Here is a 22,491-nt window from a genome sequence, read left to right as displayed (position 1 = left end):
GCGACAAGGATCGCGAGTCGATCTTGGAGTTTTCGGCTACTCCCGAACGCCGTCGCGGGTGCGCTTGTACTCGCGCAGAAGCGCGAGGAGGTTGATGAGGGTGCTGGCCGGGATGTTGCCGAGGTTGACCAGGCGGCGGCCGTGCAGGTTGGCCTCGCCGGGCTCGGCGGACGGCCAGAGGAGGCCGAACTCGCGTCCCTCGGTGCGGAGTTCGACGATGAGCTCGGCGATCTCGCGGCCGGTGAGGTGGAAGAGGGCGGGGTCGGCGGGGTGGATCGGGTGGTGGGCGCTCACGCGGCACCGCCCTGGTGCAGCTCGAACCAGACGGACTTGCCCAGTTCCTGGGGGTCGACGCCCCAGCGGTGGGTGAGTCCGGCGACGAGCTGGAGGCCCCGGCCGGTCTCGGAGAGGAGGGAGGTCGGACGCTGCTCGGGGAGGAGCGGGGAGCGGTCGGAGACCGTGACGCGGAGGGTGTCGGGTCGGAGGAGGATGACGACGGCGGGCGAGGCCGTGTCCCCGTGGCGCCAGGCGTTGACGATGAGTTCGACCATGGCGAGCTCGGCATCGAAGGTGGTGGCGGCCGGCCACCCCTCGCGGGACATCGCGGAGCGGAGCGTGTCACGGGAGAGGGTGAGGGAAGGGGAGTTGAGGTTGCGCACAGGGTCTCCCAGAGGAAGGAGGGATGCGCCGAGCGGCTACTGGCAGCCGCATCGGTGATGGGTGCGTCACTGACTGTAGGGCAGCGGATAGCAAATTTGCTAGCTGACTACGGAAAGTGTGCCTATCTGTTCGCTGGACTCGTCGCGCCCGGACGATGGATGCTGGGGAGATGCCACCTACTCCAACCGCACGCCGGAAGCGCGTCGGCATCGAGCTGCGAAAGATGCGAGAAGCCGCCGGGCGCACGGCTGGAGACGCTGCCGCTGTTCTCGGGCTGGACCGCAGCAAGATCACGCTGATCGAACAGGGCAGCTACCCGATCAGTGGGGAACGGGTCCTCGCGCTCGCCTCCGAGTACGAGGAGGCCGACGCCGCATACGTCGACGCGGTCGCCGAGATGGCCGCCGACCGCACCAAGGGATGGTGGGAGGAGCACAGGGGGCTGGTCCCTGCCGGAATTCTTGAGATCTCCGAGGTCGAGCACTACTCGCGGGCATTGGTGACGTATCAGATCTGCCATGTGCCAGGGCTCATGCAGACCGAGGACACGGCTCGGGCGATCTTCCGCGAGGTCTATCCGCCGCTGCGCCCGCTGAACATCGAGGCGCGGGTTGAGAACCGAATGCGGCGGGCCGAGCTCCTGACACGCAGCGACCCGCTCGAATACGAAGCGATTGTCCATGAGGCTGCGCTACGCATGGAGTTCGGAGGATCGGCAGTCGCCAAGGAGCAACTGAAGCAGCTGCTCGCACTCTCCGAGGCCCCCAACGTCACACTGCGCGTGTTGGAGTTCAAGGCCGGCGGTTTCAAGGGCGCCGGGCAGGCTGTGCTTTATGCGAGCGGGCCCGTACCCCGGCTCGATACAGTCCAGCTTGACTCCGTAGGATCGCCAGCGTTCCTGACCGAGATGAACCAGCTGGAGAACTACCGGAGCATTCTCGGGGCGATGCGTGATCGTGCGCTCGATCCATCCGCCTCTCGTGACGCGATCTCCAGCATCACGAACAGCCTGTGAGGCCCCTGTGGAAGACATCGCATGGCGGAAGCCCAGCGCATGCGGCGATGGCAATAACTGCCCAGAGGTAGCCATCACCTCAGACAGCGTGTACGTCCGCAGCACCCTCCACCCTGCTGCCATCGCCCAACTCACTCCCACCGAGTGGCGCGACCTCGTCTCCGCCATCCGCAACGGGGAGTTCGACCTCTAGCCGCCCTCCGATTCGATCTACGCCCGCTGACCTGCTAATCTTCTTCTCGTTGCGAGGGACACAATCCCTCGCCAGGCGTCAGCGGTGCTACCAGAGCACGTCCTACTTTCAGTAGGAAGAGTCCGTGCAACCCGGGCCTGGCGCTCCATCGGACGGGGTCCGACACCTTCGAGGTGTCGGGCCCCGTCCTCGTTCCCGGGCATAGATCGCCGCTCCCCCGTGTTGCGGCACGGCATGGGAGAGATTCTTGTCATCGGGGCGAACGGAAGTGTCGGGCGGCACGTCGTCAGCGAGCTCGCCCAAGGGGGCCACTCCGTAAGGGCGTTGGTCCGCGATCCGGCCCGATCGATCGAGGGCGCCACATCCATAACCGGCGACCTCTCCGACCCCGCCACCATCCGTGCCGCCCTGCCCGGTGTCGACCGCGTCTACCTGATGTGGCCCGGCCTTCCCGGCATCGACCCCCGCCCGATCGTCGAAGCGATCGCCGAGCACGCCACCCGGGCCGTCTACCTCTCCACCGACGTCGCCGACCTCGCCGACGACGAGTCACCCTCGATCTTCCACCAGGAGATCGAGCGCCTGATCCGCCGCTCCTCCCTCTCCTGGACCTTCGTCCGGGCCATCGACTTCGCGGGCAACATGCTCGGCTGGGCCGACCAGATCCGCCAGGGCGTCGTCCGCTGGCCCTACGGACAGGCCCGGCGCTCGCTGATCGACGAGCGGGACATCGCCGCCGTCGCCGTCCGCGCCCTCACCGAGGACGGCCACGCGGGCGCCAAGTACCTGATCACCGGCCCGGAATCGCTCTCCCACGCCGAACTCGCCCGGATCATCGGCGAGGAGGCCGGCATCGAGGTCCGCTGGGAGGACCTGCCTCCCGAGGTCGCCCGCGAACAACTCACCGCCGCCTGGGGCAACGCCGCCTTCGTCGAATCCCGCCTCCGCGCCTGGGAGTCCTTCACCCGCGAACCCGAGCGCGTCACCGACACCGTCGACCGCGTCCTCGGACGCCCGGCCCGCAGCTTCCGCACCTGGGCCCGGGACAACGCGGCATCCTTCCGCTCACAGTGCCAGGATGCCCACCATGTCTGAACGCGCCCTGAGCTTCGGAGCGATCGCGGCCGCCTACGAGCGCTACCGCCCCGGCTACCCCGCCGCGCTCCACGACCTGGTGGCGTCCTACGCGGGCCGCCCGATCCGGACCGCGCTGGAAATCGGCGCGGGCACCGGCAAGGCGACCCGCCTGTTCGCCGAACACGGCATCGCCGTCACCGCGACCGAACCCGACCCGGCCATGCTCGCCGAACTGCGCCGGCACGCACCCGTGAGCGTCCGTGCGGAGCAGGCCACGTTCGAAGAGATCCGACCCGACCACCCGTACGACCTCGTCTACGCGGCCGCCGCCCTGCACTGGACGTCCCCGGACGGCCGGTGGGAGCGGGCCGCCGCCCTGCTGGAGCCGGGCGGCGTCTTCGCCTCCTTCGGCGGGCCCGTCCAACTCGCCGACCCCGCCGCGCAGGAGGCCGTCGACGCCGCCCGGGCGCCGTTCCTGGCCACCGACGAGATCCCGTCCCCGGACGGCACCCCCTGGGACGCCGCGATGCTGTGGCCCGGCACCGAACTCCAGCGGTCCGACGACTTCACCGACGTCCAGCAGCACGTGATCGAGCGCCGGTTGACGATGCCCGCCCACGACTACGTCGGCCACCTCTCCACCGTCTCCGCCTACCTGATGCTGCCGCCCGCCGACCGGCAGCAGGTGTTCGAGCGGATCCTGGCGGCCCTGCCGCCGCAGGTCGAGGTGGCCGCCGACGTCACCGCCCACCTCGCCCGCCGCCGCGACGGCTGACGGCCCGTGCGTTCGCCGCACCCCCGTGACGGCGAACGCACGGGCCCACTGCCCGTTCCGGGCGGTTCAGTCGGCCAGGTGGACGATCATCTTCCCGGTGTTGGCGCCGCGCATCACGCCGAGGAACGCGTCCACCACCCGGTCGAAGCCGTCCACGACCGTCTCCTCCGCCACCACCGCGCCCGAGCGCAGGTGGGGGACGAGGAAGTCGTAGAGCTCGGGGCGGGCGTCGAGGTGGTTGCGGACCAGGAAGCCCTCCAGGCGCAGGCTCTTGCCGACCACGTCGTACAGGTTACGCGGCGCGGCCGGCGGGTTCCGGAGGTCGTCGTACTGGGCGACGGCGCCGCACCAGGCGATGCGGCCGTGGTCGCGCAGGGCGCCGATCGCGGCTTCCAGGTGGTCGCCGCCGACGTTGTCGAAGTAGACGTCCAGGCCGTCCGACGCGGCCTCGCGCAGGCGGTCCGCGAGCGGGGCGTCGTGGTAGTCGAAGGCGGCGTCGAAGCCGAGGTGGTCGACGAGCCGGGCGGCCTTGGCGGCCGAGCCCGCGCTGCCGACGATCCGTCCGGCGCCGAGCAGCCGGGCGAGCTGGCCGGCGGCGGTGCCGACGCCGCCGGCGGCCGCCGAGATGAAGATCGACTCGCCGGGCTGGAACCGGGCGATCCTGGTCAGGCCGACCCACGCGGACAGGCCGGTGCCGCCGAGGACGGACAGGTGGTTGCTGAGCGGGACGCCGTCGAAGACGGGCAGCAGGTGGGCGCGCTCGGGGGTGACCACCGCGTGGGTGCGCCAGGCCTGCCGGTGGAAGACCAGCGCGCCGACCGGCAGGGCGTCGGTGCGGGACTCGACCACCCGCCCGAGGGTGCGGCCCTCCAGCGGGGCGTGCAGGTCCCAGCCGCCCTCGTCCATCTCCTCGCGCATGTACGGGTCGACGGACTGGTACAGGTTCTCGACCAGCGCCTCGCCGGACTCCAGCGCGGGGACCCGCTCCTCGACGAAGGCGAACTGCTCGGCGGTCGCCGCGCCGGTGGGACGGGCGACGAGGTGGACGGCGCGGGCGGTGGGGCGGGACATCGGGTAGCTCCGAACTGACGGTGGCTTCTGTCGTTGACGGTGCTCACGCTAGGAACCGGGCCCACCCCTCGGGCAGGGGTACGCGTCGATGGAACAGCCGCTTCCATGAGCGGGATCGATGGAACCCGATAGGGTCGGCGCATGACCGACCTCGCCCCGCACGAGCTGCGCATCCTGGTCGCGGTCGAGGAAGAGGGCACCTTCACCTCCGCCGCGACCCGCCTGGGCACCACCCAGTCCGCCGTGTCGCACGCCGTGCGCGGCTGCGAGCGCAAGCTCGGCGCGGTGCTGTTCGAGCGCGGACGCCACGGCGCGCGACCCACCGAGGCGGGCGCGCGGGCGGTCGGGTACGCCCGGCGCGTCCTGCGGCTGCTGGCCACGATGGGGGCGGAGGTCCGGGGCGCGGGCGCGGACGGGCCGCTCACCGGCACCCTGCGGATCGTCGCCTTCCGCAGCGTCGCCGCGCACCTGCTGCCGCCCGTCCTCGCCCGGCTCGCCGAGCGCCACCCGGGCCTCGGCACGCGGGTGCGGATCGTCCGGGAGATCGGGCGCGGCACCGCCGGGGAGGTTGCGGACGGCCGGGCCGACCTCGGGCTCGCCACCCTCCCCGCCGAGGGCCCGCCGCCCGTGCCCGGCCTGGTCACGGCCCGGCTGTACGAGGAGGCGTACGCGCTGGCGCACCCGCAGGGCCACCCGGATCCGCGCCGGCTGCCGCTGGTCGACTGGGACGAGAACTGCGGCTCCTACACCCGGCGGTGGTGGCGGGAGCAGGACTGGATCCCGCCCGCGACGGTCGACGTCGAGGACGACGCGGTGGCCGTCTCGATGGTCGCCCAGGGCCTCGGCATGGCCATCATGCCCGCCACCGCCCTCCTCGGCGCCCCGCCCGGCCTCGCGGTCACGCCCCTCGACCCCAACCCGCCCACCCGCCTGGTGGGTTACGTCACCACTCCCGAGCTGGCCCCCACCCCGGCCGTCCGTGCCCTGATCCGCGAGCTGCGCGATCTCCCGCTCCCGGAGGGTCTGGCCCCGGCCCGGACTCAGCCCGCCCGGCCCGGCGCCACTCGATAGGCCACGGCCCGGGCGGCGGATGGGTCCGCCGTCCGGGCCGTGGGCATCCACCGGCCGTACCCCCGTCACCGCCGGTAGAAGACGCTCCGCGACCAGAAGAAGCCGGCCAGCGTCAGCGCGGTGCACCAGCCGAGGGAACTCCACGCGCTGACGGCGCCGATCTCGGTGCCCATCAGCAGGCCGCGCAGGGTCTCGATGATCGGGGTGAAGGGCTGGTACTCGGCGAACCAGCGCAGCACGGTGGGCATCGAGTCCGGCGGGACGATCGCGCTGCCGAGGAACGGCAGGAAGGTCATCGGCAGCGGGGTGTTGCTCGCGCTCTCCGGCGTCTTCGACACCAGCCCGATCCCCGCGGAGATCCAGGTCAGCGCCAGCGTCACGAACAGCAGCAGCCCGGCGGCCGCGAGCCACTCCACCGGGCCGGCGCTGGAGCGGAACCCCATCGCGAAGGCCGCGCCGGTCACCAGCACCAGGGCGATCACCGTCTGGATGACGCTGCCGATCACGTGCCCGGCCAGGAACGCCGACCGGGATATCGACATCGTCCGGAACCGGTTGACGATGCCCTCCGTCATGTCGACGCAGACGGCCACCGCGGTGGCGACCGCCCCCGAGGTCGCCGTCATCAGCACGATGCCCGGCGTCACGTAGTCGATGTAGCTCCCGCCGCCGATGCCCGCGCCGAGGGCGCCCCCGAAGGCGTAGTTGAAGAGCGCCAGCATCATCACCGGCATGACCACCACGGAGAAGGTCATCGCCGGATACCGCTGCGCGCGCCTGAGGTTGCGCCGCAGCAGGGTCAGCGAGTCGCGCGCCGCGTAGTTGATGGTCAAACTCATTGCCCACCCTCCCCGGTGAGTTGCAGGAACACGTCGTCCAGGTCGGCCGTCTCCACGACCAGCGATTCCGCCCGTACCGAGGCGTTGTCGAGCGTGTCCAGCACGGCCTTGACGGTCAGCACCGAGTTGTCGCCCGGTATGTCGAGCCGCAGGGCCTCCGCGTCGACGGTGGCGTAGTCGAACAGCGCGGCGGCCGCGCCGAGTTGGGCGGCGTCGGCGAACTGGAGCCGGATCCGCCCGCCCGGGACGATCCGCTTCAGCTCCTCGGCCGTGCCCTCGGCGACGATCCGCCCGCCGTCCAGGACGGCGATCCGGTCGGCGAGTTCGTCGGCCTCGTCCAGGTACTGGGTGGTGAGGAAGATCGTCACCCCGTGGTCGGCGACCAGGCTCCGGATGATCTCCCACATGGTGCGCCGGCTGCGCGGGTCCAGCCCGGTGGTCGGCTCGTCGAGGAAGATCACCTTCGGTTCCCCGACCAGCGTCATCGCCAGGTCGAGCTTGCGCCGCATGCCGCCGGAGAACGTGGTGGCGGGGGTGCCGGCGACATCGGTGAGGTCGAAGCGCCGCAGCAGCTCCTCCGCCCGCCTCCGCCCCTCCCGACGGGGGAGGTGGTGGAGGTCGGCCATCAGCATCAGGTTCTCCTCGGCGGTGAGGAGGTTGTCCACCGCCGAGAACTGGCCGGTCACCCCGATCGCCTTCCGCACGCCGTCCGCTCCCCGGACGAGGTCGTGGCCGGCCACCTGGGCCGAGCCGCCGTCCCCGGGGATCAGGGTGGAGAGGATCTGCACGGTGGTGGTCTTGCCCGCGCCGTTCGGCCCGAGCAGGGCGAAGACCGTGCCGGCCGGGATGGCCAGGTCGATGCCCCTGAGGACCTGCTTGTCGCCGTAGGACTTGGTGAGTCCGACCGCCGAGATCGCGGGGGCGGTCGAGACCGCCACCGTCGTCGGGATCGCCGCCATCAGGCCCTCCGGATCACGATGCTGCCGACCTGGGTGCGGCCGTGGACCTCGACGGTCTCCCGGGCGTCGCCGGGGCCCTCGGTGGTGCCGAGGTCGCTGCGGACGGCGCCGAACTTGCTGTGCACGTCGAGGAAGGCCGCGGTGCCCTCGGCGACGCCGACCTCCACGTCCCCGACGCCGGCCTGCAGGAAGACCTTGCCCCGGACCACCTGGCCGACCCGGATGTGGCCGTTCGCCGTCTTGGCGTCCACGCCCGCCTCGGCGAGGCCGATGTGGATCCGGCCGTTGGAGGCGTTGGCGGTCAGCTCGCCGTGCACCTCGTCGACCTCGGTGTCGCCGTTGCTGTTCTTGACCGTCAGCGTGCCGGTGACGGTGCCGATCTCGATCCGGCCGGCGCCGGACACCTCGGCGTCCCCGGCGACCGTGCCGAGCCGGATGTCGCCCATGTCGGCCTTGAGCCGCACGCTGGCGGCCCGGTCGACCTGGACCCGGCCCATGGACGTCTTCAGCCGGAGGTCGCCGAGCGGGCCCTCGGTGACGACGTCCGCCATCGGGCTGTCGAGCTCGACCTCGGAGCCGGCCGGCAGCTCGACCTGGAGGTCGATCGAGCCCTTCTTGCTGGAGAACACGGTGCGCTGCTTGGGGCCCTTGACGACGAGCCGGCCGCCGGTGAAGTCGACCTGGGTCAGCTGGGCGGCCTTGACGTCCGCCTCCCGGGAGTCGCTGGTGGGCCGGACCTCGACCACGGCGTCGGCGCGCTTGCCGGCGGTGATCCGGACCGTGCCGATCTCGAAGTCGAAGGTGGCGGAGATCGGTCCGTTGGTCTCGTACGAAGGCATGGCTGTCCCGTCCTCTTGGCTCGTGTGGGTGTTCCCGCTGGTCGGAGCGGGGGTGACGTCGAAGGTGCGAGGGGTCTGGAAGGTGCGGGGGCTACGGAGGTGTCAGTGGACCCAGCCGGTGAAGCTCTGGCCGCCGATGCCGCGCGGGGAGCGGCCGCCGAGGTCGGCGGCCGGGCGCGCGGCCGGCCTGCCGCCGTCCAGCGCGCCGGCCACGGCCCGGACCAGCCAGGCGTTGAGGGAGAGGCCCTCGCGCCCGGCGGCCTCCTCCGCCCTGGCCTTGAGGTGGGCCGGCAGGCGCAGGTTGATCCGGGCGGTGCCCGACTCGTCCGACTCCGGCACCGCCGATGGCGCCACCGGCGGTGCCACCTGCGTCGCGGACGGCACCACGGGGCCCGCCTGCGGCGCCACCGGCGGCACGTCGCCGTGGAAGGCGTCCGAGCCGGGCGGCACCGTCACCACGAACTCGGGGTCGAGTCCGCGCAGGCGCACGTCCACCGAGCCCGGGGCGAGGTCGCGGGTGACTTCGCCCATGGCGGCCGAGAGCGCGTTGAGCAGGGTGAGCCGCGTGGCCGACTCCAGCGGAAGGGTCAGCCGCTCGGCCAGCGCGCGGGCTTCGTCCCCACCGGCGGCGGCGGCCACCGCGAGCTCGTTCCGGAGGTTTTCGACGTACGGCGTGAGGTCCATGGCTCAAGCATGGCACGGCGATGGCACCACGTCCAGCCCATTTGGCACCACAGTGGCACCATCACTCGAAAGAGTGCGGCACCAACGACGGAGCCGCCCCGCCGACCGAGGTCGACGGGGCGGCTCACCAGCGAAAACGCAGGAGGAACGCGGGAAGGGCGTCAGCGCTGCCAGCCCGCCAGGTAGGTGTCGATCTCGCCGACCAGCCGCTTCTTCCCGGCCTCGTCCAGGAAGGAGGCCTCGACGGCGTTGCGGGCCAGCGCCGCCACCCCGGCCTCGTCCAGCGCCAGCAGCCGGGCCGCCACCGCGTACTCGGTGTTGAGGTCGGTGCCGAACATCGGCGGGTCGTCGCTGTTGACGGTGACGAGCAGCCCGGCGTCGACCATCTGCTTGATCGGGTGGTCCTCGATCCGCTCGACGACCCGGGTGGCGATGTTGGAGGTCGGGCAGACCTCCAACGGGATCCGGTGCTCACCGAGGTAGTCGACCAGCGCCGGGTCCTTGACGGACTGGGTGCCGTGCCCGATCCGCTCGGCGCCCAGCTCGCGGATCGCGTCCCAGACCGTCTGCGGCCCGGTGGCCTCGCCGGCGTGCGGGACGGAGTGCAGGCCGATCGCCCGGGCCCGGTCGAAGTAGGGCTTGAACTGCGGCCGCGGCACGCCGATCTCCGGGCCGCCGAGGCCGAAGCTGACCAGGCCCTCGGGGCCCAGCTCGGTGGCCAGGCGGGCGGTCACCTCGGCCGACTCCAGACCGGCCTCGCCCGGGATGTCGAAGCACCAGCGCAGCACCACGCCGAGGTCCTTCTCGGCGCGCAGCCGGGCGTCCTCGATCGCCTCCATGAAGGCGACCTCCGGGATGCCGCGCCTGACCGAGGAGTACGGGGTGATGGTCAGCTCCGCGTACCGGATGTTCTGGCGGGCCATGTCCTCGGCCACGCCGTAGGTGAGCGCGCGGACGTCCTCGGCGTCGCGGACCAGGTCCACGACGCTCAGGTAGACCTCGATGAAGTGGGCGAAGTCGGTGAAGGTGAAGTACTCGGCGAGCGCCGCCGGGTCGGTCGGCACCTTGGAGCGCCCGGCGTGGCGGGCGGCGAGTTCGGCGACGACGCGCGGCGAGGCCGAGCCGACGTGGTGGACGTGCAGTTCCGCCTTCGGCATCCCGGCGATGAACGCCTCGATGCCCCGGTCGCTCCCGGCGTTCCCGGCGCTCCCGGCGTTCCCTGCGTTCCCGGTGGGGTTTCCGATCCGACTTCCGTCCGGCTGGACCACGGTGGGTTCCCTTCTTCCTTCTTCGTCGTCTCCGCGCGTGCCCGCGCGCCGCCAGCGTACGCTCAGCCGCCGAGCGCCACCGCGACGGTGTGGATCAGCAGCCCGGCCAGCGCGCCGACCACGGTGCCGTTGATCCGGATGAACTGCAGGTCGCGCCCCACGTTGGCCTCGATCTTGCGGGAGGCGTCGTCGGCGTCCCAGCTCGCGACCGTCTCGGAGATCAGCGAGGTGATCTCGGCGCGGTAGGTGTCGACCAGGTACTGGGCGGCGTCCTGCAGCCAGCCGTCCGCCTTGGCCTGCAGCTTGGCGTCGGTGGCCAGGCGCTCGCCGAAGCGGCGCACGCCCTCGCGGATGCGCCGGCGCAGTTCGCTGTCCTCGTCCTCGGCGGCGCCCATCACCAGGGTCCGCACGGCCGCCCAGGTGGAGTTGATCAGGTCCTGCACCTCGGGGCGGGCCAGCAGGTCGCCCTTGGCCCGCTCGACCCGGGCGATGGTCTCCGGGTCGGTCTGCAGCTCGGTGGCGAAGTCGGCGAGGAAGTTGTCGACCGCGCCGCGGGCCGGGTGGTCCGGGTCGTCCCGGATGTCGGTGACGAAGCGCAGCAGTTCCTTGTAGACCCGCTCGCCGACCTGGTGGTCGAGGAACTTCGGCGTCCAGCCGGGGGTCTTCTGGGTGACCTTGCGGACCACGTCCTCGTGGTTGGCGGTCAGCCAGTCGTGCGCCCGCACGGCGACCAGGTCGACCACGCCGTGGTGCCCGCCGTCCGCGACCACCTTGCCCAGCATCCGGCCCATCGGCTCGGCCACCGAGGTGGCGGCCGCCCGCCGGGTGACGGCCTCGGCGACGACCGCCCGCACGTCGTCGTCGCGCAGCACCGCGAGCACGCCGCGCAGCGCGGCGGAGGCCTCCTTGGTGACGCGCTCGGCGCTGCCCGGCGCGGCCAGCCAGTCGCCCAGCCGGCGGGCGATGCCGAGCGAGGCGAGGCGGGTGCGCACCACGTGGCCGGCCAGGAAGTTCTCGCCGACGAAGTCGCCGAGCGAGCGCCCGAAGGCGTCCTTCTTGGTCGGGATGATCGCGGTGTGCGGGATCGGCAGGCCGAACGGGCGGCGGAACAGGGCCGTCACGGCGAACCAGTCGGCCAGCGCGCCGACCATGCCGGCCTCGGCGGCGGCGGCCACGTACCCGGCCCAGGAGCCGGCGCCGGCCGCCTTGGCCCAGGTGGAGAGGGCGAAGACCAGGGTGGCGAAGGCCAGCAGGCCGGTCGCGATGGTCTTCATCCGGCGGACACCGCGCCGCTTCAGCTCGTCGGCGGCGGTGAACCGGACCCCGGGGCCGGTTCTGCTGAAGGCTTCGTCAGTCACTCCGCCAGTCTGCCCGCTGCCCGGCGCGAACGGAGGCGCGGACGGCGATCACGCGCCGCCCCGCCCCGAGCCGAAGGGCGCGCCGGTGCCGAAAGCGAGGAGCGACAAGCGACCGACGAAGGAGGGAGTGCCGGAGCGACGAGTGTCGGCGCCGGGTCAGAGCGCCCGGAGGCGAGCGGGCGAGCAGCAGCCCCGAGCCGAAGGGCACGCCGGTGCCGAAAGCGAGGAGCGACAAGCGACCGACGAAGGAGGGAGTGCCGGAGCGACGAGTGTCGGCGCCGGGTCAGAGCGCCCGGAGGCGAGCGGGCGAGCAGCAGCCCTCTCCTCACGCCCCGCCGAGCACGATCCGCCGCACCCCCGGCCCCGCCCAGCGCGCCGGGTCGGTGCAGCGCCGCCCGTCCAGCAGCACCCGCACCCCCGGCAGGTCGGCCGGCGCCAGCTCCCGGTACTCCGGGTGGTCCGCCTGCAGCACCGCCGCCACCACCGGCTCCCCGCCGTACGGGGGCAGCCCGAGCGCCGCCAACTCCTCCGCCCGGTACAGCGGATCGGCGACGTACGGCCGCGCGCCCGCCGCCCGCAGCGCCGCGACCAGCGGGAACACCCCCGAGTACGCGGTCTCCTTCACCCCGCCCCGGTAGGCGGCGCCGAGCACCAGCACCCCCTGCCCGGCCAGGCCGCCGGGCACCGCCCCGGCCAGCACCCCGGCCGCGTACCCGGGCATCTCCAGGTTGGCCTCGCGGGCGGCGCGGACCACCGTCGCCGCCGGGTCGTTCCACAGGTACAGCCGCGGGTACACCGGGATGCAGTGCCCGCCGACCGCGATGCCGGGCCGGTGCAGGTGGCTGTACGGCTGCGAGTTGCAGGCGTCGGCGATCTCGGCGAAGTCCACCCCGATCCGGTCCGCGTACCGGGCGAACTGGTTGGCCAGCGCGATGTTGACGTCCCGGTAGGTGGTCTCGGCGAGTTTGCTGAACTCGGCGGCCTCGGCCGAGGCCAGCTCCCACACCCCGTTGGGCCGGGCCAGGTCGTGGCGCGGGTCGAAGTCCAGCACCGCCCGGTAGAACGCGGCGCCGCGCCGGGTGGAGCGCTCGTCGAGGCCGCCGACCAGCTTGGGGTAGCGGCGCAGGTCGGCGAAGACCCGGCCGGTGCGGACCCGCTCCGGGCTGAACACCAGCGCGAAGTCCCGCCCGGCGGCCAGCCCGGAGCCGGCCGACAGCCGGGGCGCCCAGCGCTCCCGGGTGGTGCCGACCGGCAGGGTGGTCTCGTAGCTGACCAGGGTGCCCCGGCGCAGCCCGGCCGCGACCGCGTCGGTGGCCGCGTCGAGCAGGGCGAAGTCCGGGGTGCCGTCCGCGCCGGTGACCAGCGGGACGACCAGCACGACGGCCTCCGAGGCGGCCACCGCGGCGGCGGTGTCGGCGGTGGCGCGCAGCCGCCCCTCGGCGACCACCCGCTTCAGCGCCTCGTCCAGGCCCTCCTCCCGGGGGAACGGCGGCACGCCCAGGTTGACGCTGCGGACGACCTCGGGCGCGATGTCCACCCCCGTCACCCGGTGGCCCTTGAGCGCGAACTGCACCGCCAGCGGCAGGCCCAGCTTGCCGAGGCCCACCACGCAGACGTCCAGGCCCACGTCCGTGCCCGCGTCCGTACCCACGTCCGGGCTCCCGTCCTTGCCCACGTCCGTACCCACGTCCGGGTTTCCGTCCGGCCTCATCCCCGGCCCCCGTTCACCGAGTCGGCCAGCCGCCGCCACACGGAGTGGCGGCGCAGCCCGCGCCGCAGTTGCTCGGGGACGAGGCCGCGCCACAGCTGCTGGGCGAGGTTGAGCGGCACGGCGGCCACGGCGGGCGGCTCCTCGCGCAGCAGGAACAGCTCGTCCGGCAGGCCGAGCCGGGCGTCCCGGAACGCCGGGTAGCCCGCGTAGTGCCGCCGCCCGTCGCGGACGGCCGGCGGCTCGCCGTGCGCGGCCTCGTAGCGGATCTGGTCGCGCAGCGCCTCCGGCCGTCCGGCGGCGGCGAGTTCGAGCCGCAGCCGGACGGCGACGGGCAGCCGGTCGTAGACCTCGCGGGCGCCGAAGCGCTCGACCAGCCGGGCCACCTCGGCGCACACCCGGCCCTGCTCCGCGCCGTCCAGCAGCAGGAAGCCGTCGGCCAGCAGCCGGGGCACGTCCCAGGCGAAGCTACGGGCCCGGATGGCGTCCAGCTCCCCGCCCGGCTCGGCGAGTCCGGCGGCGACCTGCTGGAGCGCGGCGATCCCGCGCAGCCGGTCCAGCACCCCGGCGCGCTCGGTGACGTTGCCCCGGTCCTCGCGCAGGACGAGGTGGTAGCAGTCGTAGGAGGCGAGGACGGAGACCTTGCGGGCGCGCAGGCAGGCTTCGAGGGTGAACGGCTGGTCGGAGAAGACCTTGAGCGTCTCGTCGCGGCGCAGCCCGTGGCGGCGGATCAGGTCGAGCCGGAAGAGCTTGGTGTCGGCCAGGGCCCAGGCCAGGGCGGAGTCGGTGAAGCGGACGGACTCGGCGTCGGCGTGGAAGATGCCCTGCGGCACCAGTCGGCCGTTCACGCCGACCTGCTTGGGCACCACGACGTCCGAGCCCCAGGCGTCGGCGGCGGCCACCAGGCGTTCGAGGGCCTCCTCGCCGAGCCAGTCGTCCGCGCCCAGGAAGAGCACGTAGCGGCCGCGGGCCAGGTCCAGGGCACGGTTGGTGGGGGCCGCCGGGCCGCCGGAGTTGGCCTGGTGCACCACCCGGAACAGCCCGGGGTGGCGGGCGGCGTACTCGTCCAGCAGCTCCCCGCCGCCGTCCGTGGAGCCGTCGTCGACGGCCACCACCTCCATCCGGCCCGGCTGCTGCGCCAGGGACTGCCCGACCAGCGAGTCCAGGCAGGCGGTGAGGTAGGGCAGGGTGTTGTAGACCGCGACCACCACGGTCACGTCGGGTACGGTCATCGGGCGGCGGGCCTCCGGTCCTGGTGCGGCGTGTGACGCATGGTCAACTCGACACGCTCGTGGAGGGTCACGTCCGTCACCCGTATCGGTGACGGTCTTCGGCGACAGGGGGAACGACGTGTACGTGCACCGCGACCACCGCTCGGGGCCCGTCGAGGGTTACGTCGACGGGGGCGGCTACGTCCACCGCGACCACCGCTCGGGGCCCGTCGTGGGCTTCGTCGACGGGGGCGGCTACGTCCACCGCGACCACCGCTCGGGGCCCGTCGTGGGCTTCGTCGACGGGGGCGGCTACGTCCACCGCGACCACCGCTCGGGGCCCGTCGCCGGGTACGTCGACGGCGCCGCCTCCCGCGTCCTGGCGGGCGGCGCCGCGCTGCTGCTGCTCCTCACCGACTGACGGGCTTCCCCGGCTCAGCAGCAGCGCCCCCGCTCAGCCGATGGCGACCTCCGCGTACATCCGCGCGATCACGTCCTCGATGGCCGGCTCGCGCACGGACAGGTCCACCAGCGGGTACCGCGCGGCCACCGCCGCGACGATCGGCGCCGCGCTCTCCTGCGCCGGGAAGGCCAGCCACTGGCGCGGCCCGTCGACCTTCGCCACCCGGGCGCCGGGCACCTCGATCGGGGGCCGGGCCTCGGCGAGGTCGACCACCAGGGTGCGTTCGCTGCGCCCGGCGGCGTGCAGCCCGTCCAGGCCGCCGTCGTGGACCACCCGGCCGTGGTCGATCACCATCACCCGACCGCAGAGCTGTTCGATGTCGGTCAGGTCGTGGGTGGTGAGCAGCACGGTGGTGCCCTGCTCGCGGTTGACCTCGCGCAGGAACTCCCGCACCCGGCCCTTGCTGACCACGTCGAGGCCGATGGTCGGCTCGTCCAGGTAGAGCACCTGCGGGTCGTGCAGCAGCGCCGCGGCGAGGTCGCCGCGCATCCGCTGGCCGAGCGACAGCTGGCGCACCGGGGTGTCCAGCAGGCCGCCGAGGTCGAGCAGGCCGATGCAGCGGTCGAGGTTGGCGCGGTAGCGCTGGTCGGGGATGCGGTAGATCCGGCGGGCGAGTTCGAAGGAGTCGCGCAGCGGCAGGTCCCACCACAGGGTGGTGCGCTGCCCGAAGACGACGCCGATCCGGCGGGCCAGCGCGACGCGCTCGCGGGCCGGGTCGACGCCGGCGACGCGCAGCCGGCCGCTGCTGGGGACGAGGATGCCGGTGAGCATCTTGATGGTGGTGGACTTGCCGGCGCCGTTGGGGCCGATGTAGCCGACGCACTCGCCGGCCTCGACGGTGAAGCTGAGCCCGTCCACGGCGCGCACCTCGCGCTTGGTCCGGCTGAACCGGCCGGTCCGGGTGCGCACGGTGAAGCTGCGGCGGACGTCCTGGAGTTCGATCAGTGCCACGGTTCTTCCTTACGGGAGGAGGGTTCAGCTGCCGGTGCCGCGGTAGGCGCGCAGCCCGGCCCGCCAGGCGAGCCCGGCGGCGGTGACGCAGAGCGCGGCGGCGACCGGCGAGGCGTACTGGAAGGCGGTGGGCAGGCCGAGCGGGTCGGGCCGGTCGAGGATGCGCAGGCTGGGCAGCCAGTTGACGAAGGCCAGCGGGATGCCGAAGACGACGCCGGCGACGAGTTCCTTGGCGAAGACGGTCGGCGGGTACTGCAGCAGGGTGGCGCCGCCGTAGGTGAAGGAGTTCTGGATCTCCTTGGACTCGCCCCACCAGAACTGCACGGTGGCGCCGCCGACGAAGACCGCGCCGAAGATGGCGGTGCCGCAGACCAGCAGGACGGGCACCAGCAGCACCCGGTCCCAGGTCCAGTGCACGTCGAGGGCCGTCAGCGCCCAGACGAGCACGATCGCGGCCTGGAGCGGGCGGCCGAGGCGGCGCAGCGAGAAGCGTTCGGCGCACAGCTGGGAGAGCGCGGGCGCGGGCCGCACGAGCATGCTGTCCAGGGTGCCGGCGACGATCCGCTGGCCGAGCGCGTCGGCCGAGCCGACCAGCAGGTTGGCGACGCCGAGGGAGAGGGCGGAGGTGCCGTAGAGGAAGGCGATCTCCGGCAGGCTCCAGCCGCCGAGGGTGTCGGTGTGCAGGAACATGATCACCAGCACGGCGAAGTCGAGCGCGTGGATCGCGATGCCGGAGAACACGCCCAGCACGTAGGAGGCCCGGTAGGCCGCCATCGAGCGCATCCACATCCGGGCGCAGAGCCACCAGGAGCGGACGGCCCAGGCCGTACGGGCGGCGAGGCCGTCCGCGACGATCAGCTGCTCAGCCACCCTGCACCACCACCTTGCGGGTGGCGAGCCACTGCGCGCCCCGGCCGGCGGCCAGCAGGGCGGCGGCCCAGCCGAGTTGGAAGCCGAGCGCGCCGGCCAGCGTGGCGCCGGAGGACCGTTCGAGGAAGACGTCGGTGGGCACCTTGACGAGCGAGGCCCAGGGCAGCGCCTCGCCGAGCGTGCCGAGCCAGCCGGGGAAGAGGGCGATCGGCAGCAGCATCCCGGAGAAGAACATCGAGACCACCACCATCACCGAGCGGATCCCGTCCGAGTCGTGCAGCCAGAAGCCGGTGATCGAGACCAGGAACCGGATGCCGAAGCTGACCAGCACCGCGAGCAGCACCGAGAGCAGGAAGAACACCCAGGTCAGTGGCTGTTCGGGCATCCGCGTGCGGAACACCAGGGCGCCGAACAGCAGCGGCACGGTGCCGCGGACGAGCACCTGGAAGCCGGCCCGGCCGAGGTCGGTGGCCAGCCACCAGCCCTGGAAGTCAACCGGGCGGTAGAGGTCGACGGCGATGTCGCCGCTGCGGAAGCGGTCCTGCACCTCGTCCTGGAAGCCGCCGCCCCAGACGGCGACGGTGACCAGCAGGCCCTGGCTGACCCAGATGTAGGTGACGGCCTGGCTCTGGTCGTAGCCGCCGAGGTGCGGGCGGGCCTGCCAGAGGGCGAGGAAGGAGGAGGCCAGGATGACGCCGAAGACGGTGTTGGTGAAGGTGCCGGCCAGGGTGGCGGCCCGATAGGTGGAGTAGCGGCGGAAGGCGCCGCGAGCCACGGCGGCGTAGAGCATATTGTCTCCTTATCGACAAATGTGGGCGCAGAGAGGTACGCCTCGACGGGCGGACGCCCGACCGGTGCCGACGGCGTCCGCGCACGCCCCAACGGCTCCGACCGGCCGACCCCGGGGGTACCGGGCCGAACGGGCGGAGCTGCCGAAACGGGTTCGCTATGCGGTTTGCATCTTTCACCGTACCGCCGGGCTCCCGGGCCCGCACCCGGTTTTCCCGGAGCCGCGCACCCACCCCGCCCGACACTGATCGCACGTCAAATAGCACATAATCGCGGCATGAGCATCGCGACCCGACGCCAGGCCAAACGAGCCGCCCGCCGCGCGGCCCGCCGCGCCCTCCCCCGCTGGCGCCGGCTGCTCCCCACCTGGCGGATCACCCTCGGCACCCTCACCGGCCTGCTGCTGCTCGCGGTCGGCGCCTTCGCCGTGCTCTACGTGATCGTCCCGGTGCCCGACCCCAACGCCCACGCCGTCGCGCAGAACAACATCTACCTCTACGCCGACGGCACCACCGAGATCGCCCGCACCGGCGCCGTCAACCGCACCGACGTCACCATCGACCAGATCCCGCTGCAGACCCAGCAGGCCGTCGTCTCCGCCGAGGACCGCACCTTCTACCAGAACCGCGGCATCGACCTGAAGGGCATGCTCCGCGCCGGCTGGAACAGCCTCACCGGCAAGGGCATGCAGGGCGGCTCCACCATCACCCAGCAGTACGTCAAGAACTACTACCTGACCCAGGACCGCACCGTCGAACGCAAGGGCCGCGAACTCCTCATCGCCCTCAAGGTCGACCAGCAGCGCAGCAAGAACGAGATCCTCGCCGGCTACCTCAACAGCAGCTACTACGGCCGCGGCGCCTACGGCATCCAGAGCGCCGCCCGCGCCTACTACGGCGTCGACGCCTCCCAGCTCACCCTCGGCCAGGGCGCCTACCTCGCCTCCCTGCTCCAGGCCCCCAGCATCTACGACGTCAAGACCGCCACCCCCGCCAACCGCGAGAAGGCCGTCGCCCGCTGGAACTACACCCTCGACGGCATGGTCCAGATGGGCTTCCTCACCGCCGCCGACCGCGCCGCCACCACCTTCCCCGAACCGCTCGACCCCCACCCCGCCACCGGCCTCTCCGGCCAGGCCGGGTACCTCGTCGGCGTCGCCGACGACTACCTCGTCTCCACCGGCACCATCGACGCCGCCACCCTCAAAGCCGGCGGCTGGCGCATCACCACCACCTTCGACAAGCCCAAGCAGGACGCCTTCGTCAAAGCCGTCCAGGACGAACTCACCGACGAACTCGACCCCCAGAAGCGCCCCGACACCGACACCGACGTCCGCGTCGCCGGCGCCTCCGTCGAACCCGCCACCGGCCGCGTCGTCGCCGTCTACGGCGGCCCCGACTACGCCAAGCAGCCCTTCAACGACGCCCTGCGCCAGGACAACCAGATCGGCTCCACCTTCAAGCCCATCGACCTCGCCGCCGGCCTGGTCGCCCAGCACACCCTCGACGGCCGCCCCATCACCACCGAGAGCCGCTACGACGGCAGCAGCGAACGCGCCGTCACCGGCGGCCCCACCCCGTACGCCCCGCCCAACGAGGACGGCGTCGACTACGGCAGCATCACCCTGCGCTACGCCATGGTGAAGTCCGTCAACTCCGTCTACGCCCAGGAAGGCGTCGACGCCGGCCTCGCCCGGGTCCGCGACACCGCCGTCAAACTCGGCATCCCCGACAGCGTCCGCGGCATGGACCCCGCCAACACCTCCATGACCCTCGGCACCGCCACCCCCAGCGCCCTCGACCTCGCCGGCGCCTACGCCACCCTCGCCAACCACGGCCAGGCACACACCCCGTGGTCCGTCCTCAAGCTCGAACGCGTCAACCCCGGCGGCGCCGTCGACGTCCCCAAGATGCCCGAGCACAAGGCCACCGACGCCGTCGGCCGCAACGTCGCCGACAACGTCACCGACGTCCTGCGCGACGTCGTCAGCCCCCGCGGCACCGGCGCCGCCGCCCTCGACCTCGGCCGCCCCGCCGCCGGCAAGACCGGCACCACCGACTCCAACCTCTCCGCCTGGTTCGCCGGCTACACCCCCGAACTCACCACCACCGTGGGCCTGTTCCGCGAGAACCCGAAGACCCACGCCAAGGAACCGCTCGCCGGCACCGCAGGCCTCACCCGGATCAACGGCGGCGCCTTCCCCACCAAGATCTGGACCGCCTACATGGCCGCCGCCCTCGACGGCACCCCCACCCAGCAGTTCGACCTGCAGAACGGCCGCGGCAACCAGGACACCGGCAACTGGCCCACCGCCACCGGCACCAGCAGCCCCAGCGCCACCCCCAGCGCCGCCCCCACCAGCGCCGAGCCGGCCCCCACCCACGCCCCCGAGCACACCCCCGACGCCCCGGCCGCCCCCACCGCCCCCGGCCCCGCCGCCCCCAGCCCGCAGAACCCGCAGCCCACCCCCAGCCCGGACCAGCCCACCCCCGCCCCCAGGCCCACCCCGACCCGGCCCGAACGGCCCACCAACCCGCCCACCGCCACCGGCGGGCCCACCGGGGCCGCCACCCCGGCCGTCAGCGGATAGGGCGAGCGGGCCCGGTCACCTCACCAGCTCCCGCTCCAGCGCCGTACGGAACCGCGGCGTCACCCGCACCTCCCCCAACCAGCCCGCCAACCGCGCCGCCTCCGCCGCGACCGCCGCCCGCCCGTCCGCCCCCACGTCCCGGAACAGCCGCCACACCACCTCGCCGTCCGCCCGCTGCGCCCAGCCGCCCACCACCTCGCCGCACCACCACACCGTCGGCCCGGCGTTCCCCGCCCGGTCGAACAGCGCCGGCACGTCCTCCGGCCGCAGGTACCAGTCCCGGCCCCGCCAGCCCATCACCGCCGGATCCAGCGCCGGCAGCAGCGCCGCCCACGGCTGCGGATCCGCCGTCGCCCCGACGTCCCCCGGCAGCACCAGCGCGGCCGCGCCGTCCGCCAGCGCCACGTCCCGCGCGCCCACGTCCGCCAGCGCCCGCCGGACGTCCCCCAGCGTCCAGCCCGTCCACCACTTCACGTCCTCGACCGTTCCCGGCCCGTACGACGCCAGCCAGCGCCGCACCACCTCCGCCTTCGCCTCCCGCACCGGCACGTCCGGCCACTGCGGCACCGGCGCCCACGGATAGACGCTGCTCACCCACGACCCGCGCGGACGGCACCGGCGCACGTGCCCGTCCGAGGCCAGCAGCCGCAGCAGCCGACTGCCCACGCTCTGCTTCGCCTCGTACGCCTTGCCCGCCGACATCAGCATCGTCTCGCGCAACTGCGGGACGTCGTCGCCGAGCTCCTTCGTCGTCGCCTCGCCGCGCGCCGCCAGCGCCGCCAGCACCTCGCGCTCCGTCGCCGCCAGCCGGGCCTCGTCCCAGCCCACCGCGTGCTCCCGCAGGTGCTTCAGCAGCGTCGCCCGCTCCTTCACCGCGATCGCCCGCGCCGCCCCCGAGCTCACGTACGGCGCGAAGCCCTCCGTCACCGCGAAGATCGTCCGCCGCATCGACAGCAGCTTCACCAGCGAGACGTCCTCGTACAGCGCCCGCTCCACCTCCGCCGCCGAAGGCTCCGCCAACCGGGCGCACGCCGACAGGTACACCGTCGCCGCGTCCGTCGCGTGCAGCCCGACCACCGCGTCCGCCACGGCCTCCACCCGCGCCGCCCGCACCGCGGGCTCCAGCAGCAACCGCCGACCCAACCGGGCCCGACGCTCCACCTCACCGATCACCGGCACAGCTGCAGTCATGCCCGGACCCTAACGCCCCCCACCGACACCTCGCCCCGCTGCGCGTGCTCCCGCTCCGCCAGCTCCGCGAACCCGGCGAGCAGCGGGGACGTCCGCCCCGCCGCCCAGGCCAGACACACCCGGTGCGGCGCGACGTCCGACACCGGCACGTGCACCACGTCCGAACGGGTGTAGAAGGCCGCCATCGACCACGGCAGCACCACCATCCCCTCCCCCGCCGCCACGTACTCCAGCTTCTCCTCCACCGTGTCCGCCCGCGGCCGCGACGCCACCGTCACCCCGGGAAGGTCCCGCCACTCCGGCACGAAGTCCGGATCCTGCAGCAGCACCTCCCCGCCCAGCTCCGCCATCGGCACCGACACCTCACCCGCCAGCCGGTGCCCCGCCGGCAGCACCGCCACCCGCGGCTCCTCGAACAGCGGACGCACCACCAGCCCCCGCCCGTCCACCGGCAACCGCACGAACGAGACGTCCACCCGGCCGTCCAGCACCACCCGCGCCTGATCGGCCCACGACGTCCGCACCACCTCCACCGCCAGCCCCGGATGCCGCCCGCGCATCGCCCGCACCGCCGCCGTCACCGTCAGCCCCGGCATGAACCCCACCACGAACCCGGCCGGCCCCTCGCCCCCGCCCGACCGCGCCACCCGCCGACGCAACGCCTCCGCCGCCGCCAGCAACGGCGGCGCGTCCTCCAGCAACTGCCGCCCCGCGTCCGTCAGTTCGGTCGACCGCCGGTCACGCCGGAACAACATCGCACCGAACTCCGCCTCCAGCGCCCGGATCTGCCGCGACAACACCGGCTGCGCGATGTGCAACCGGGCCGCCGCCCGACCGAAGTGCAACTCCCGCGCCACCGCCACGAAGTACCGCAGCTTCCGCAGATCGACGTCCACCCGCCACCCCCGA

General features: G+C 73.2%; 23 protein-coding genes. 7 read left to right on the top strand and 16 right to left on the bottom strand.

Annotated elements, in window-relative coordinates; all coding sequences use genetic code 11:
• Positions 1-36: 36 nt before the first annotated feature.
• Together AB2U05_RS21245 and AB2U05_RS21240 are read right to left on the bottom strand one after the other, a co-directional pair.
• Entirely contained in the window at positions 37-294 is a 258-nt protein-coding gene (locus AB2U05_RS21245) for a hypothetical protein (protein WP_369183959.1), read from the bottom strand.
• Positions 291-659, bottom strand: a complete 369-nt coding sequence (locus AB2U05_RS21240; protein WP_052706505.1) for an ATP-binding protein — start codon at positions 657-659, stop codon at positions 291-293. Before AB2U05_RS21240 ends, AB2U05_RS21245 begins: the two co-directional genes overlap by 4 nt.
• A gap of 155 nt (positions 660-814) precedes the next feature.
• Here AB2U05_RS21240 and AB2U05_RS21235 point away from each other — a divergent pair, with 155 nt between their 5' ends.
• The 4 genes from AB2U05_RS21235 (at position 815) to AB2U05_RS21220 (ending at position 3,720) form a co-directional block, all read left to right on the top strand.
• The gene (locus AB2U05_RS21235; protein ID WP_369183958.1) at positions 815-1,675 is read left to right on the top strand and encodes a helix-turn-helix domain-containing protein; all 861 of its coding nucleotides are present in this window, start codon (positions 815-817) and stop codon (positions 1,673-1,675) included.
• On the top strand, positions 1,611-1,868 hold the full coding sequence (locus AB2U05_RS21230; RefSeq protein WP_369183957.1) for a DUF397 domain-containing protein: 258 nt from the start codon (positions 1,611-1,613) through the stop codon (positions 1,866-1,868). The genes AB2U05_RS21235 and AB2U05_RS21230 overlap by 65 nt, the downstream gene beginning before the upstream one ends.
• A 234-nt stretch (positions 1,869-2,102) precedes the next feature.
• On the top strand, positions 2,103-2,963 hold the full coding sequence (locus tag AB2U05_RS21225; RefSeq protein WP_369183956.1) for an NmrA family NAD(P)-binding protein: 861 nt from the start codon (positions 2,103-2,105) through the stop codon (positions 2,961-2,963).
• Positions 2,956-3,720, top strand: a complete 765-nt coding sequence (locus tag AB2U05_RS21220) for a trans-aconitate 2-methyltransferase (RefSeq protein ID WP_369183955.1) — start codon at positions 2,956-2,958, stop codon at positions 3,718-3,720. The genes AB2U05_RS21225 and AB2U05_RS21220 overlap by 8 nt, the downstream gene beginning before the upstream one ends.
• 66 nt (positions 3,721-3,786) lie before the next feature.
• Here the strand turns inward: AB2U05_RS21220 and AB2U05_RS21215 are convergent, their stop codons facing one another.
• A complete protein-coding gene (locus AB2U05_RS21215) occupies positions 3,787-4,791 on the bottom strand; it encodes an NADP-dependent oxidoreductase (RefSeq protein WP_045698776.1) in 1,005 nt (334 codons plus the stop codon).
• 141 nt (positions 4,792-4,932) lie between these two features.
• Here AB2U05_RS21215 and AB2U05_RS21210 point away from each other — a divergent pair, with 141 nt between their 5' ends.
• Positions 4,933-5,862 (top strand): LysR family transcriptional regulator, encoded by a 930-nt coding sequence (locus AB2U05_RS21210; RefSeq protein ID WP_369183954.1) that lies wholly within the window; start codon positions 4,933-4,935, stop codon positions 5,860-5,862.
• Positions 5,863-5,927: 65 nt separating this feature from the next.
• On the opposite strand, the gene AB2U05_RS21205 is transcribed toward AB2U05_RS21210, so the two are convergent.
• The 8 genes from AB2U05_RS21205 to AB2U05_RS21170 all read right to left on the bottom strand — a co-directional run bounded on the left by AB2U05_RS21205 (position 5,928) and on the right by AB2U05_RS21170 (position 14,749).
• Positions 5,928-6,701 (bottom strand): ABC transporter permease, encoded by a 774-nt coding sequence (locus AB2U05_RS21205; protein WP_045709836.1) that lies wholly within the window; start codon positions 6,699-6,701, stop codon positions 5,928-5,930.
• Positions 6,698-7,660, bottom strand: coding sequence for an ATP-binding cassette domain-containing protein (locus AB2U05_RS21200; protein ID WP_369183953.1), 963 nt, complete (start codon positions 7,658-7,660; stop codon positions 6,698-6,700). Before AB2U05_RS21200 ends, AB2U05_RS21205 begins: the two co-directional genes overlap by 4 nt.
• On the bottom strand, positions 7,660-8,499 hold the full coding sequence (locus AB2U05_RS21195; protein ID WP_045709835.1) for a DUF4097 family beta strand repeat-containing protein: 840 nt from the start codon (positions 8,497-8,499) through the stop codon (positions 7,660-7,662). The genes AB2U05_RS21200 and AB2U05_RS21195 overlap by 1 nt, the downstream gene beginning before the upstream one ends.
• Positions 8,500-8,601: 102 nt before the next feature.
• Positions 8,602-9,183 (bottom strand): toxin-antitoxin system HicB family antitoxin, encoded by a 582-nt coding sequence (locus AB2U05_RS21190; protein ID WP_369183952.1) that lies wholly within the window; start codon positions 9,181-9,183, stop codon positions 8,602-8,604.
• A gap of 161 nt (positions 9,184-9,344) precedes the next feature.
• On the bottom strand, positions 9,345-10,361 hold the full coding sequence (locus tag AB2U05_RS21185; RefSeq protein WP_279616838.1) for an adenosine deaminase: 1,017 nt from the start codon (positions 10,359-10,361) through the stop codon (positions 9,345-9,347).
• A gap of 152 nt (positions 10,362-10,513) precedes the next feature.
• The gene (locus AB2U05_RS21180) at positions 10,514-11,809 is read right to left on the bottom strand and encodes a DUF445 domain-containing protein (RefSeq protein WP_045698765.1); all 1,296 of its coding nucleotides are present in this window, start codon (positions 11,807-11,809) and stop codon (positions 10,514-10,516) included.
• A 325-nt stretch (positions 11,810-12,134) separates the two neighbouring features.
• Positions 12,135-13,430, bottom strand: coding sequence for a nucleotide sugar dehydrogenase (locus AB2U05_RS21175; RefSeq protein ID WP_369185976.1), 1,296 nt, complete (start codon positions 13,428-13,430; stop codon positions 12,135-12,137).
• An 86-nt stretch (positions 13,431-13,516) separates the two neighbouring features.
• The gene (locus AB2U05_RS21170) at positions 13,517-14,749 is read right to left on the bottom strand and encodes a glycosyltransferase family 2 protein (RefSeq protein ID WP_369183951.1); all 1,233 of its coding nucleotides are present in this window, start codon (positions 14,747-14,749) and stop codon (positions 13,517-13,519) included.
• Between the two features lie 118 nt (positions 14,750-14,867).
• On the opposite strand from AB2U05_RS21170, the gene AB2U05_RS21165 reads away from it, so the two are divergent.
• Positions 14,868-15,149, top strand: coding sequence for a hypothetical protein (locus AB2U05_RS21165; protein ID WP_369183950.1), 282 nt, complete (start codon positions 14,868-14,870; stop codon positions 15,147-15,149).
• 33 nt (positions 15,150-15,182) lie between these two features.
• Here AB2U05_RS21165 and AB2U05_RS21160 read toward each other — a convergent pair whose 3' ends face one another.
• From AB2U05_RS21160 to AB2U05_RS21150, 3 genes are read right to left on the bottom strand one after another with little or no spacing between them, the layout of a single operon-like run.
• Entirely contained in the window at positions 15,183-16,142 is a 960-nt protein-coding gene (locus AB2U05_RS21160) for an ATP-binding cassette domain-containing protein (RefSeq protein WP_045711696.1), read from the bottom strand.
• A 24-nt stretch (positions 16,143-16,166) separates the two neighbouring features.
• Positions 16,167-17,012, bottom strand: a complete 846-nt coding sequence (locus AB2U05_RS21155; protein ID WP_369183949.1) for an ABC transporter permease — start codon at positions 17,010-17,012, stop codon at positions 16,167-16,169.
• On the bottom strand, positions 17,005-17,802 hold the full coding sequence (locus AB2U05_RS21150) for an ABC-2 family transporter protein (protein WP_045698761.1): 798 nt from the start codon (positions 17,800-17,802) through the stop codon (positions 17,005-17,007). The genes AB2U05_RS21155 and AB2U05_RS21150 overlap by 8 nt, the downstream gene beginning before the upstream one ends.
• A 276-nt stretch (positions 17,803-18,078) precedes the next feature.
• Between AB2U05_RS21150 and AB2U05_RS21145 the strand changes: the two genes are divergently transcribed.
• On the top strand, positions 18,079-20,391 hold the full coding sequence (locus AB2U05_RS21145) for a transglycosylase domain-containing protein (RefSeq protein ID WP_369183948.1): 2,313 nt from the start codon (positions 18,079-18,081) through the stop codon (positions 20,389-20,391).
• A 15-nt stretch (positions 20,392-20,406) separates the two neighbouring features.
• On the opposite strand, the gene AB2U05_RS21140 is transcribed toward AB2U05_RS21145, so the two are convergent.
• Both AB2U05_RS21140 and AB2U05_RS21135 read right to left on the bottom strand, forming a co-directional pair.
• Positions 20,407-21,582 (bottom strand): winged helix DNA-binding domain-containing protein, encoded by a 1,176-nt coding sequence (locus tag AB2U05_RS21140; RefSeq protein WP_045704330.1) that lies wholly within the window; start codon positions 21,580-21,582, stop codon positions 20,407-20,409.
• On the bottom strand, positions 21,579-22,478 hold the full coding sequence (locus AB2U05_RS21135; RefSeq protein WP_369183947.1) for a LysR family transcriptional regulator: 900 nt from the start codon (positions 22,476-22,478) through the stop codon (positions 21,579-21,581). Before AB2U05_RS21135 ends, AB2U05_RS21140 begins: the two co-directional genes overlap by 4 nt.
• Positions 22,479-22,491: the final 13 nt, after the last annotated feature.

It is taken from the genome of Streptomyces sp. Y1 (assembly GCF_041053115.1).
GTDB classification, from domain to species: Bacteria; Actinomycetota; Actinomycetes; order Streptomycetales; family Streptomycetaceae; genus Kitasatospora; species Kitasatospora rubellomurina.
This window is presented reverse-complemented; position numbering and strand designations above follow the sequence as displayed.

Excerpts from the sequence above, each read along its gene's own strand:
- AB2U05_RS21145 (WP_369183948.1), top strand. The coding sequence starts at position 18,079 with ATGAGCATCGCGACCCGACGCCAGGCCAAACGAGCCGCCCGCCGCGCG.
- AB2U05_RS21140 (WP_045704330.1), bottom strand. The coding sequence starts at position 21,582 with ATGACTGCAGCTGTGCCGGTGATCGGTGAGGTGGAGCGTCGGGCCCGG.
- AB2U05_RS21170 (WP_369183951.1), bottom strand. The coding sequence starts at position 14,749 with ATGACCGTACCCGACGTGACCGTGGTGGTCGCGGTCTACAACACCCTG.
- AB2U05_RS21150 (WP_045698761.1), bottom strand. The coding sequence starts at position 17,802 with ATGCTCTACGCCGCCGTGGCTCGCGGCGCCTTCCGCCGCTACTCCACC.
- AB2U05_RS21190 (WP_369183952.1), bottom strand. The coding sequence starts at position 9,183 with ATGGACCTCACGCCGTACGTCGAAAACCTCCGGAACGAGCTCGCGGTG.
- AB2U05_RS21200 (WP_369183953.1), bottom strand. The coding sequence starts at position 7,660 with ATGGCGGCGATCCCGACGACGGTGGCGGTCTCGACCGCCCCCGCGATC.
- AB2U05_RS21215 (WP_045698776.1), bottom strand. The coding sequence starts at position 4,791 with ATGTCCCGCCCCACCGCCCGCGCCGTCCACCTCGTCGCCCGTCCCACC.
- AB2U05_RS21225 (WP_369183956.1), top strand. The coding sequence starts at position 2,103 with ATGGGAGAGATTCTTGTCATCGGGGCGAACGGAAGTGTCGGGCGGCAC.
- AB2U05_RS21195 (WP_045709835.1), bottom strand. The coding sequence starts at position 8,499 with ATGCCTTCGTACGAGACCAACGGACCGATCTCCGCCACCTTCGACTTC.
- AB2U05_RS21235 (WP_369183958.1), top strand. The coding sequence starts at position 815 with ATGGATGCTGGGGAGATGCCACCTACTCCAACCGCACGCCGGAAGCGC.
- AB2U05_RS21205 (WP_045709836.1), bottom strand. The coding sequence starts at position 6,701 with ATGAGTTTGACCATCAACTACGCGGCGCGCGACTCGCTGACCCTGCTG.
- AB2U05_RS21220 (WP_369183955.1), top strand. The coding sequence starts at position 2,956 with ATGTCTGAACGCGCCCTGAGCTTCGGAGCGATCGCGGCCGCCTACGAG.
- AB2U05_RS21210 (WP_369183954.1), top strand. The coding sequence starts at position 4,933 with ATGACCGACCTCGCCCCGCACGAGCTGCGCATCCTGGTCGCGGTCGAG.